Source organism: Pseudomonas sp. NFACC08-1 (assembly GCF_900106735.1).
In the GTDB taxonomy this organism is placed as follows: domain Bacteria; phylum Pseudomonadota; class Gammaproteobacteria; order Pseudomonadales; family Pseudomonadaceae; genus Aquipseudomonas; species Aquipseudomonas fluorescens_Q.
In genome coordinates this window covers 41,516-53,754 of sequence record NZ_FNNL01000010.1, presented here as the reverse complement: position 1 = coordinate 53,754, position 12,239 = coordinate 41,516, and the positions used below count along the sequence as shown (strand labels likewise).

General features: G+C 61.8%; 7 protein-coding genes. All 7 read left to right on the top strand.

Annotated features, from left to right (window positions below; all coding sequences use genetic code 11):
• Positions 1 to 351: 351 nt before the first annotated feature.
• The 7 genes from BLU76_RS20350 (at position 352) to BLU76_RS20320 (ending at position 12,146) form a co-directional block, all read left to right on the top strand.
• Complete coding sequence (locus tag BLU76_RS20350; RefSeq protein ID WP_092142934.1) at positions 352 to 1,116, top strand: substrate-binding periplasmic protein; 765 nt, start codon at positions 352 to 354, stop codon at positions 1,114 to 1,116.
• 291 nt (positions 1,117 to 1,407) lie between these two features.
• Positions 1,408 to 2,661 carry a multidrug efflux RND transporter periplasmic adaptor subunit MexE gene (gene mexE / locus BLU76_RS20345; RefSeq protein WP_063320940.1) on the top strand — a complete coding sequence of 418 codons (1,254 nt, stop codon included), beginning with the start codon at positions 1,408 to 1,410 and terminating at the stop codon, positions 2,659 to 2,661.
• A 15-nt stretch (positions 2,662 to 2,676) separates the two neighbouring features.
• Positions 2,677 to 5,856 (top strand): efflux RND transporter permease subunit, encoded by a 3,180-nt coding sequence (locus tag BLU76_RS20340; protein WP_092142928.1) that lies wholly within the window; start codon positions 2,677 to 2,679, stop codon positions 5,854 to 5,856.
• Positions 5,853 to 7,277, top strand: coding sequence for an efflux transporter outer membrane subunit (locus BLU76_RS20335; protein WP_092142925.1), 1,425 nt, complete (start codon positions 5,853 to 5,855; stop codon positions 7,275 to 7,277). The genes BLU76_RS20340 and BLU76_RS20335 overlap by 4 nt, the downstream gene beginning before the upstream one ends.
• A 299-nt stretch (positions 7,278 to 7,576) precedes the next feature.
• Positions 7,577 to 8,635: a tetratricopeptide repeat protein gene (locus BLU76_RS20330; protein ID WP_092142922.1), complete on the top strand. Its 1,059-nt coding sequence runs from the start codon at positions 7,577 to 7,579 to the stop codon at positions 8,633 to 8,635.
• Between the two features lie 341 nt (positions 8,636 to 8,976).
• Positions 8,977 to 10,479: an ATPase domain-containing protein gene (locus tag BLU76_RS20325; RefSeq protein ID WP_092142919.1), complete on the top strand. Its 1,503-nt coding sequence runs from the start codon at positions 8,977 to 8,979 to the stop codon at positions 10,477 to 10,479.
• Positions 10,476 to 12,146 (top strand): response regulator, encoded by a 1,671-nt coding sequence (locus tag BLU76_RS20320; RefSeq protein WP_092142915.1) that lies wholly within the window; start codon positions 10,476 to 10,478, stop codon positions 12,144 to 12,146. The genes BLU76_RS20325 and BLU76_RS20320 overlap by 4 nt, the downstream gene beginning before the upstream one ends.
• Positions 12,147 to 12,239 lie beyond the last annotated feature (93 nt).

The following is a 12,239-nucleotide window of genomic DNA, read 5'->3' as shown; positions in this document are numbered from 1 at the left end:
GTGTGAGGTTGGGCCATCGTAGCGCCGCGCTTGCGGCAAGAAAACCCTACAGACCGTGTCCAAGCGACACCGGGAGCGACGGGTTTTTCGCGGCAGGATCATGCACCGCAGGCCCGTCGTGCAGGTACACATCCAAATTAGCCGCTTTAGCCGAGCAAATGAACTATACCTTCAGAAGCACACAGTCAGACCAAGGCGGCACTGACATGATGGGATGGAACGGTTCTGGCGAATCCTGCCGGATCGCTGCATCATGCGCCGCATCATAAAAAAAGCTGGCCTGTAGACGTTGTTTCCGGCGCCTCGTACGCCGGAATTGGCGCCCCCCTTTCAATGCCTGAAGTATCGTCCATGAGCCCGACTACACGCGTTTTGAACGCATCAACCAAAGCGCTTTACCGGCTTTGTCTGTTACTGCCGCTGCTGGCTAGCCATGGAGCGAGCGCCGAATCTCCGGTCATTGAACTGCACTTTCCCGACGCACCGCCGCTGACGTTCGTCAACGACCCCAGGGGTCACGGAATCGTGGGCGATGTCGCCGTGGCGGCGATGACCAGGGCCGGGTACACCGTAAAGGTCCATGTACTTCCCTGGGCCCGGGCACAAAAGCATGTCAGTGAAGAACATGACCACTTGATCACCCCCCTGTCGCGCATCCCAACTCGTGAAGATCGCTTCACCTGGATTGCCTCGATCATGCCCATGGAACGTGCCTTTTTCAGCCTCGAACGACGGGTGAGCAGCTTCGCCCAAGCGAAGGAAACCTACCGCAAGATCGGCGTCGGCCTGGGCAGTGCACAGGAAGATATCCTGCGCAGCGAAGGCTTCAGTGATGAACAGATCTATCCGTTGGCCATCGGCGACAATCCCGCCCAGATGCTGTTGATGGGGCGTATCGATGCGTGGTTCAACGGTGTACCGGAGAGTCGATACATCTGGCCGAAGGTGTCTAAACGCAAACTGCTCATGAGCTCGGTCGGCAGCAGCGCCGATCTATACCTGGCCTGCTCGAAGCAATGCTCACCAAAAATGGTCGAGGATTTGCGCGAGGCGGTTGAAGCGCTTCGCGCGGATGGGACGGTCAAGCATATCCATGACCTCTATTTGCCGCAGTAGGCTGTGGCGAGGGGATTTATCCCCGCTGGGCTGTGCAGCAGCCCCAAAGGCAGGGTGCAACCAACCTGAGATGACGCGGTGGCTGGATTCAGGGTTGCATCGCAACCCAGCGGGGATAAATCCCCTCGCCACATGCAGTTCAACATCGAATGAATAGCATCGCTGAACTAGAGCCCTCATCGATGGCTTATATCATTCCGAATGATAGTTACCTTTGCTTCATTCGATTCGTTCCTCTGCCTTGCGCCACGCATCATCCGCCCATTCTCAATACATTGGCGGATGCTATCCATGGAACATTCACTTTCAAAACTGCGTTTTCCCCTCGCGCTGCTGGCGATGCTGGTGATGAGCGCCTGCGGCAAGACTCCCGACACGGCAGCGTCCATGCCGCCGGCCAAAGTCAGTGTGGCCAAGGTATTGGAGCAACCTGTCAACGAATGGGATGAGTTCACCGGCCGCCTCGAGGCGCCGGAAACCGTCGAGATCCGCCCACGGGTTTCCGGGCAGATCGACGAAGTGGCCTTCACCGAAGGCGCGCTGGTCAAGAAAGGCGACCTGTTGTTCCAGATCGACCCGCGCCCTTTCCAGGCTGAAGTACGTCGTCTCGAAGCCCAACTGGCCCAGGCCCGCGCCACTGCCACCCGCAGCGAAAACGAAGCCCAGCGTGGCGAACGCCTGCGCTTGAGCAACGCCATTTCCGCCGAACTGGCAGACTCGCGCACCAGCGCCGCCCAGGAAGCCCGCGCCGCCGCCGCGGCCATCCAGGCGCAACTGGACCTGGCCAAGCTGAACCTGAGCTTCACCCGGGTGACCTCGCCCATCAGCGGTCGCGTCAGCCGGGCGGCCATCACCGCCGGCAACCTGGTGACCGCCGACGTCACCCCGCTCACCAGCGTGGTCTCCACGGACAAGGTCTACGCCTACTTCGACGCCGACGAACGTGTCTTCCTCAAGTACACCCAACTCGCCCGCCAGGGCCAGCGCGGCCAGGCCACGCCGGTCTACATGGGCCTGTCCAACGAAGACGGCAACCCGCACCAGGGCCAGATGAACTTCGTCGACAACCAGGTCAATCCGCAGACCGGCACCATCCGTGGTCGTGCCGTGTTCGACAACAAGGACGGCGCCTACACCCCAGGCCTCTATGCCCGTCTGAAGCTGGTGGGCAGCGGTACTTACGCCGCCGTGCTGATCAACGACGAAGCCGTCGGCACCGACCTGGGCAAGAAATTCGTGCTGGTGATGGACGCCGAGAACAAGCCGGCCTACCGCGCCGTTGAGCTGGGTCCGAAAATCGAAGGCCTGCGTATCGTGCGCAGCGGCCTGAGCAAGAACGACACCATCATCGTCAAGGGGCTGCAACGGGCTCGTCCGGGGGCACCGGTCACGCCTGAAACCGTGCCGATGGCCAGCGATGAAACCATTGCCGCCCTGGCACAACAACGTAAAGCGCTCGAAGCCAGCAACCTGCCCCAAGTCGCGCCATCCAAGGACGCGTCAGGGGCGGCTGGCAAATTGGCCGCTGCGACCCCACGCGGTTAAGGGACTGAATCCAAGATGAAATTTTCCCAGTTCTTCATTTCGCGGCCGATCTTCGCAGCAGTGCTTTCGCTACTGATCCTGATCGCTGGCGCCATCTCGCTGTTCCAATTGCCGATCAGCGAATACCCGGAAGTCGTGCCGCCGACCGTGGTCGTGCGCGCCAACTTCCCGGGCGCCAACCCCAAGGTCATCGGCGAAACCGTGGCCGCCCCCCTGGAGCAGGCCATCACCGGTGTCGAGAACATGCTGTACATGTCCTCGCAATCCACCGCTGACGGCAAGATCACCCTGACCATCACCTTCGCCCTGGGCACCGACCTGGACAACGCCCAGGTGCAGGTGCAGAACCGCGTCACCCGAACCGAGCCCAAGCTGCCGGAAGAAGTGACCCGGATCGGCATCACGGTGGACAAGGCGTCGCCCGACCTGACCATGGTCGTGCACTTGACCTCGCCGGACAAACGCTACGACATGCTCTACCTGTCCAACTACGCCCTGCTCAACATCAAGGATGAGCTGGCGCGCCTGGGCGGCGTGGGTGATGTGCAACTGTTCGGCATGGGTGACTACTCCCTGCGGGTCTGGCTGGATCCGAACAAGACCGCTTCACGCAACCTGACCGCCACCGACGTGGTCACCGCGATCCGTGAACAGAACCGCCAGGTGGCTGCCGGCGCCCTGGGCGCACCGCCAGCGCCCAATGCCCAGGCTTTCCAGCTGTCGATCAACACCCAGGGGCGCCTGGTAAATGAGGAAGAGTTCGAGAACATCATCATTCGTTCCGGTGCCAACGGTGAGATCACTCGTCTGAAGGACATCGCCCGGGTCGAACTGGGTTCCAGCCAATACGCCCTGCGTTCGCTGCTGGACAACCAGCCGGCAGTGGCGATCCCGATCTTCCAGCGCCCGGGTTCCAACGCTATCCAGATCTCCAACGACGTTCGCGCCAAGATGGAAGAACTGAAGAAAGGCTTCCCGGCGGGAATGGACTACAGCATCGTCTATGACCCGACGATCTTCGTCCGCGGTTCCATCGAGGCGGTGGTACATACCCTGTTCGAAGCACTGATTCTCGTGGTGCTGGTGGTGATCCTGTTCCTGCAGACCTGGCGCGCCTCGATCATTCCATTGGTGGCGGTGCCGGTATCGCTGATCGGTACGTTCGCCGTGATGCATCTATTCGGCTTCTCGTTGAACGCCCTCTCGCTGTTCGGCCTGGTACTGGCGATCGGTATCGTGGTGGACGACGCGATCGTGGTGGTGGAGAACGTCGAGCGAAACATCGAACTGGGGCTTACCCCGGTGGAAGCGACCAAGCGCGCCATGGGCGAAGTGACCGGCCCGATCATCGCCACCGCCCTGGTGCTGTGCGCGGTGTTCGTTCCGGCGGCATTCATCAGCGGCCTGACCGGGCAGTTCTATAAACAGTTCGCCCTGACCATTGCCATCTCCACGGTGATTTCGGCGATCAACTCCCTGACCCTGTCGCCAGCCTTGGCCGCGGTGTTGCTCAAGGGCCATGACGCGCCCAAGGACCGTTTCTCCAAGTTCCTGGACAAGGTCTTCGGTGGCTGGCTGTTCCGTCCGTTCAACCGTTTCTTCGAGCGCGCCAGTCATGGTTATGTGGGCACCGTCGCTCGAGTGATTCGCAGCAGCGGCATCGCCCTGGTGCTCTATGCAGGCCTGATGGTGTTGACCTTCTTCGGTTTCTCCACCACCCCGACCGGTTTCGTGCCCGGCCAGGACAAACAGTACCTGGTGGCCTTCGCCCAACTGCCGGACGCCGCGAGCCTGGACCGTACCGAAGACGTGATCAAGCGCATGTCCGACCTGGCCCTCAAGCAACCGGGCGTGGAAAGCGCCGTGGCCTTCCCGGGCCTGTCGATCAACGGTTTCACCAACAGCCCGAACGCCGGCATCGTGTTCGTGACCCTCAAGCCTTTCGATGAGCGCAAGGACCCGAGCATGTCGGCCGGTGCCATCGCCGGCGCCTTGAACGGCCAGTACGCCGGGATCCAGGAAGCCTACATGGCGATCTTCCCGCCACCGCCGGTACAGGGCCTGGGCACGATCGGTGGTTTCCGCCTGCAAATCGAAGACCGGGGCAACCTGGGCTACGACGAGCTGTACAAAGAAACCATGAACATCATCACCAAGAGCCGCAGCGTGCCGGAACTGGCCGGGTTGTTCACCAGCTACACCGTGAACGTGCCCCAGGTCGATGCCGCCATCGACCGTGAAAAAGCCAAGACCCACGGCGTGGCCGTCAGCGACATCTTCGACACCCTGCAGATCTACCTGGGTTCGCTGTATGCCAACGACTTCAACCGCTTCGGTCGCACCTACCAGGTCAACGTCCAGGCCGAGCAGCAATTCCGTCTCGAGTCGGACCAGATCGGCCAGCTCAAGGTGCGCAACAACCGTGGCGAAATGATCCCGCTGGCGACCTTCATCAAGGTCAGCGACACCTCGGGGCCAGATCGCGTGATGCACTACAACGGCTTCATCACCGCTGAAATCAACGGTGCCGCCGCCCCGGGCTACAGCTCCGGCCAGGCTGAAAAAGCCATCGAGAAGCTGCTCAAGGACGAATTGCCCAACGGCATGACGTACGAGTGGACCGACCTGACGTACCAGCAGATCCTCTCGGGCAACACCGCGCTGTTCGTGTTCCCGCTCTGCGTACTGCTGGCGTTCCTGGTGCTCGCGGCACAGTACGAAAGCTGGAGCCTGCCATTGGCGGTGATCCTGATCGTACCGATGACCCTGCTGTCGGCCATTACCGGGGTGATTCTCTCCGGCGGCGACAACAACATCTTTACCCAGATCGGCTTGATCGTACTGGTGGGGCTTGCCTGCAAGAACGCGATCCTGATCGTCGAGTTCGCCAAGGATAAACAGCTCGAAGGCATGAACCCGCTGGCGGCGGTCCTCGAAGCGTGCCGCCTGCGTCTGCGGCCGATCCTGATGACCTCCTTCGCCTTCATCATGGGCGTGGTGCCCCTGGTGTTCTCCAGCGGCGCAGGTGCGGAAATGCGCCATGCCATGGGTGTGGCGGTGTTCTCCGGGATGCTCGGAGTGACCTTCTTCGGCCTGCTGCTCACCCCTGTGTTCTATGTACTGATCCGCAACTTCGTCGAGCGCAGCGAGGCCCGCAAGGCGGCCCGGGCTTTGAAACTGGAGGCGCAACAATGAGTTTGAAAGCGTTCGTGCCGAGCTTGCTGGTATTGGCCTTGAGTGCCTGCGCCGTGGGCCCGGACTACAAGGCCCCGCAAACGGAGGCGGCGAATATCACCACCGCCACCGACGGCGCCGCCGGCCAGAAGAATTTCGACCGTGCCCGGTTCGAAGGCATCTGGTGGCAGCAGTTCGACGACCCGACCCTTAACGCGTTGGTGACCCGCTCCCTGGAAGGCAACCGCGAGTTGCGCGTGGCCTTCGCCCGTTTGCGGGCCGCCCGGGCGATTCGCGATGACGCCAGCAATGACGCCATGCCGACCATCACCAGCCGTGCCAGCAGCAACCTGGGCAAAGGCCAGATCCCGACGGGGCAGACAGACGAACGAGTCAACACCGAGCGTTACGACCTCGGCCTGGACATGGCCTGGGAGCTGGACTTGTTCGGGCGCATCCAGCGCAACCTGGAAGCCAGCGACGCCGATCAGCAGGCGGCCGAAGCGGATCTCTATCAGTTGCAGGTGACGATGATCGCCGAGCTGGTGGATGCCTACGGTCAACTGCGCGGCGCCCAACTACGGGAAAAAATCGCCCTGGCGAACCTGAAGAACCAGCAGGATTCGCGCAAGATCACCGAAAGCCTGCGCGATGCCGGCGTCGGTGATCAGCTCGACGTGGTTCGCGCCGATGCGCGCCTGGCCTCGGTGGAAGCCAGCGTGCCGCAGTTGCAGGCCGAACAGGTGCGCCAACGCAATCGCATCGCCACGTTGCTGGGCGAGCGCCCAGACAAACTCAGCGTGGACCTGAGCCCGAAACAGTTGCCAGCCATCGCCAAGGCCCTGCCCATCGGCGACCCGGGTGAACTGCTGCAACGACGCCCGGACATTCTCAGTGCCGAACGCCAACTGGCCGCTGCCACGGCGCGCATCGGCGTGGCCAAGGCCGACCTGTTCCCACGGGTCAGCCTGAGCGGTTTCCTCGGTTTCACGGCTGGACGCGGTTCGCAGATCGGCTCCTCGGCGGCCAACGCCTGGGCGCTGGGCCCGAGCATTACCTGGGCCGCTTTCGACCTGGGCAGCGTGCGGGCTCGCTTGCGCGGTGCCGACGCCGAGGCGGACGGCGCCTTGGCGACCTACGAACAGCAAGTACTGCTGGCCCTGGAAGAATCGGAGAACGCCTTCAGTGACTACGGCAAGCGTCAACAACGGCTGATCTCGCTGATCCGCCAGAGTGAATCGAGCCGTGCCGCCGCCGACCTGGCCGAGATTCGCTACCGCGAAGGCACTGTGGACTTCCTCGTGCTGCTCGACGCCCAGCGCGAACGCCTGGCCGCCGAAGACACCCAGGCCCAGGCCGAAGTGGACCTGTACCGCGGTATCGTCGCGATCTACAAGGCCCTGGGCGGCGGCTGGAAACCGGAAACCGTTGCCAGCAACTGACCCGCCCTGCTCAACCGAGCTCCTTTGGTTGGCCGCAACCAACCAATTCTTTGCCCCGCGTTCATTTGGACGCGGGGCTTTTTTTGCCTATCGCCCACGACCCAGCGTGAAAGAGCCCATTGTGGGGAATGAGCTTGCTCGCGATGGCGGTGGGTCAGTCGATATCGATATCGCTGAACCGACGCCATCACCAGCAAGCTCGACCCCACAGCTCCGCTACCGCTGTGACAAGGTTTGACTCAAGCCGCCACCTGACCGAAGCTTGCGGCATTTCACGCTTCTGGTAATGGATTCCCTGCATGCCCTCGCCTCGCCGCCGCTATCTGCTCCTCAGCCTCTGTGTCCTGTTGTTGATCGGTCTTGTCGCGCTATGGCTACGCAGCACCACGCCGCAAATCCCCGAAGCGATCAAGCGTGGTTACAGTGAAGCCCTGGAAAGCGCCCGCAACGGACAGCCGGGAGCGGCGCGCATGCTTTACCAGCAACTGGGACGCCCAGACCTCTCGCCCAAGCGCCGCGTGTTGCTGCACGCGGAACTGCCCAACTACCCCAGCCCCCAAGCCCTGAAGCTGGCGGACGCGGACCTGCACAACGAATCGCCGGACGTGCGTCGAGCCGCCATCGGCAGCGTCGTCGGGCTGGTACCGACAGGCCAGCGCAGCCTGTTGCTCGGCCCGCTCCTGGATGATGATGACCAGAACGTCCGGTTCGCCGCCGTGAACGCGCTGCTGGGCTTGTCGCCGGATGATCTCGGCCTGTATTTCGGGGCGATGCAGTTAGCCATCGACACCTGGGAACAGGTGCTTGAGGACGGTCCGAAAACCGCTGAGACCCACTGCCAGCTCGCCCGACTGCACCTGCACAACGCCGAACTGAAGAAAGCCCAACGGGCCCTTGAACAGGCCCTGCGCCTGCAACCGGACAACCTGCCAGCACTGGTCATGCAGATCGAGGTACTGGACAAACAGGGCCAAAGCGAAGCTGCGCGATTATTGCTCGCCCGACAGTTGCAAACCCAGCCAGCGTCGGCTTATCTGCAACATGCGCTGGGCATGTGGCTGCTGCAACACGGCCAGAACGAGTATGCAGTGCTCGGCTTGGCAAAAGCGGTGGAGCTGGAGCCCGAGAACCGCCATTACCGTTATGACCTGGCGACCACCCTGCATGCCGAGCAGGAAGTGGAAGCCGCGCAGAAACAGCTGCAGGAAATCGTCCAGCGCTATCCCGCCGACCGCAAGGCACGGGTGCTGCTGATCAACTATTGGAAGGAGACCGGCCAATTGCAGAATGTTCAAATCCTGCTGGCGCAACTTGAACAGTTGAACCCCGATGACCCGGCGCTGCAGCAAGGCCTGTAGGCCTAATGCCTAACTTTTGTCAGCTGGAACCTTGGGCAAACACACAAACCGTGGCGAGGGAGCTTGCTCCCGCTGGGCTGCGCAGCAGCTCCAAAACAGGGCCGCTTCGCGACCCAGCGGGAGCAAGCTCCCTCGCCACGGGGTTACTGCTCGGCTTCATTTCGCTTAGCTGACTGGCATTGGTCTGTAGGCCCTCATTGCACGCCGAAAGTTGTGCAATACACCGCGTTTTATCGATGTAAGCGGAACCGCCATCACCGCCAAAGGTCAAGTGTTCAGGCAGTTGAATTCAGGCGTTACCCCGCCTGCTGCCCACTTCCCTAGTCATGAGAGGGCTATTTTTGTCTACATCTAACGAGTTGATCAGTGCAAAAGCCGCCACCGGCATCGAAGGACTGGACGATGTCCTTTCCGGTGGATTGTCCCGCGGCCATGTGTTCCTGCTCGAGGGGGAACCAGGGACTGGTAAGACCACGGTCGCGCTGCATTTTCTGTTGGCCGGCGCCAAGGCTGGCGAGCGCTCGTTGTACATCACGCTATCGGAAACCGAGCGTGAACTGCGTCAGGGCGCAACCTCCCACGGGTGGACGCTGGACGACAACATTCATATTTTCGAACTGACCCCGCCCGAAAGCCTGCTCAATGCCGAGCACCAGCAGAGCCTGCTGTACTCCTCGGACTTGGAGCTGGGCGAAGCGACGCGGCAGATCTTCGAAGTGGTCGAACGGGTCAAGCCGACCCGGGTGGTGCTCGACAGCCTGTCGGAGATCCGCCTGCTGGCGCAAAGCTCCTTGCGCTATCGTCGCCAGATCCTCGCGATCAAGCACTACTTCGTGCGCTACGACGCCACGGTCCTGCTGCTCGACGACCTGACCACCGAGTCCCTCGACAAGACCGTCCACAGTGTCGCCCACGGGGTGATTCGCCTGGAAGAACTGACGCCCAACTATGGCGCCGAACGGCGGCGGATCCGGGTGGTCAAGTATCGCGGGCAGAAATACCGCGGCGGTTACCATGACTTCACCATCATGGGCGACGGGGTACATGTCTTCCCACGCCTGGTGGCCGCCGAGCACCGAGGCCAATACCTGCGCCAGCAACTCTCCAGCGGCATCGGCGAAATGGACGCCCTGCTGGGTGGCGGTATCGAGACCGGCTCCAGCACGTTGATTCTCGGCCCGGCGGGGACCGGCAAGTCGCTGATAGCGCTGATTTTTGCCGCCGCCGCCGTACATCGCGGCGAGAAAGCCGCGCTGTTCATCTTCGATGAAGAACTGGGCTTGTTGTTCGAACGCATGAAAAACATCGGCATCGACCTGCAAGCCCTGCAAGAGACCGGCAACCTGCTGATCGAACAAGTGGACGCCGCCGAGCTGTCTCCGGGTGAGTTCTCCCACCGCGTGCGCCGTTGTGTCGATGAGGGAGACATCAAGACCGTGGTCATCGACAGCATCAATGGCTATCAGGCGGCCATGCCGGAGGAGAACGCCCTGGTCCTGCACATGCATGAATTGTTGCTCTACCTCAACCGCAAGGGCGCGGCGACCTTCATGACTGTTGCACAGCACGGTCTGGTCGGCGACATGCAGGCGCCCGTCGACATTACTTACCTGGCTGACACGGTGATTCTTTTGCGTTATTTCGAAGCACTGGGCAAGGTGCGCCGGGCGATCTCCATCATCAAGAAACGCACGGGCAGCCATGAGTCGACCATCCGCGAATACCGCATCAGCGGCTTGGGCATGACCATCGGCGAGCCGCTCGAGGCGTTCCAAGGTGTCTTGCGAGGGGTTCCCTCTTATGTGGGCGAGAGCAACCCGCTGCTCAGGGATGAACACCGGTGACGCTGGCCGAGCCCCTGTCCGAGCGGGCGCTGATCCTCGCGCCGCTGGGACGGGACAGCCAGATCGCCTTGATGATCCTCAATGAAGCCGGTTTTGCCGGCCTCATCTGCCGTCATCTGGGCCATTTGTGCGAAGAATTGGAAAAAGGTGCCGGCCTGTTGGTGATTTCCTCGGAAGCGCTGGTGGGGCCTGATCTGGAAGCGCTGTTCCTGTACATCGAGCAGCAGCCGGCCTGGTCTGACCTGCCCATTGTCTTGCTGACCCATCACGGCGGCCCGGAACAGAACCCGGCGGCGCGTATCGGTACGCAACTGGGCAACGTGACCTTCCTTGAGCGCCCTTTCCACCCAGTGACCCTGATCAGCCTGGTGACCACCGCCCTGCGAGGTCGTCGAAGGCAGTACGAAGCCCGCGACCGCCTGATCGACCTGAGCAACAGCGAACTGCGCCTGCAAACCACCCTTGAAACCCTTGAACAGCAAGTGGAAGAACGCACCGCCCAGTTGCGCCATAACGAAGAGGCATTGCGCCAGTCACAGAAAATGGAAGCAGTCGGCCAACTCACCGGCGGTATCGCCCACGACTTCAACAACATGCTCACCGGGATCATCGGCAGCCTCGAACTGCTGCGCCGGCGCCTGGCCCGGGGCCGCACCGAGGACCTGGACAGCCTGATCGACCTGGGCGTGACCTCGGCCAACCGCGCCGCCGGCCTGACCCATCGCCTGCTGGCGTTTTCCCGTCGGCAATCACTGGACTCCAAGGCCGTCCAGATGAATACGCTGGTACTGTCCATGGGCGAGTTGCTGCAACGCAGCCTCAACGAAAGCATCCACCTGGACATGCAGCTGGACGAGCAGCTCTGGGTCGCCGAAGCCGACCCCAACCAACTGGAAAGCGCCCTGCTCAACCTGGTCCTCAACGCCCGGGATGCCATGCCCAATGGCGGGAACCTGGTGGTAAAGACCTGCAACCAGCACCTTGACGCCGACTTTACCGACGCCTACACCAACCTGGAACCCGGCGACTATGTGGTGCTGAGCGTGCAGGACAGCGGTTGCGGCATGCCCGAAGCGATCATCGGTCGTGCGTTCGATCCGTTCTTCACCACCAAGCCAATCGGCCAGGGCACCGGGCTGGGCCTGTCGATGATCTATGGGTTCAGCAAGCAATCGCGCGGGCATGTGACCATCGACAGCGAAGTCGACAAAGGCACCACGGTGAACCTTTACCTGCCGCGCTTTCGCGGCGAGGAAATACACGAACCACAGGCCACCACCCCACATGCACCGCATGCGCAGGACGGTGAGACCGTGCTGATCGTCGAGGACGATCCAGCGGTGCGAGTGCTCGTGAGCGCGGTGTTGAGCGAGTTGGGCTATGCCTTTGTGGAAGCGGCCGATGCCAACGGCGCAGTACCAATCCTCCAGTCAGGCCAACGCATCGACCTGCTGATCAGCGACGTGGGCCTGCCCGGCATGAATGGCCGGCAACTGGCAGAAATCGGCCGGCAGATCCGCCCGGACCTGCGGGTACTGTTCATCACCGGTTACGCGGAACATGCAGCGGTACGCGGCGGTTTCCTTGACCCAGGGATGCAGATGATCACCAAGCCATTCACGTTTGATTTGTTGACAGCCAAGGTGCGGGAGATGATCACGGTTTGAGTCGATTGAATGTCTCTTGTGGCGAGGGAGCTTGCTCCCGCTGGGGCGCGAAGCGGCCCTAAAACCTCAATCCCGGTTATGCCAGATTCAATG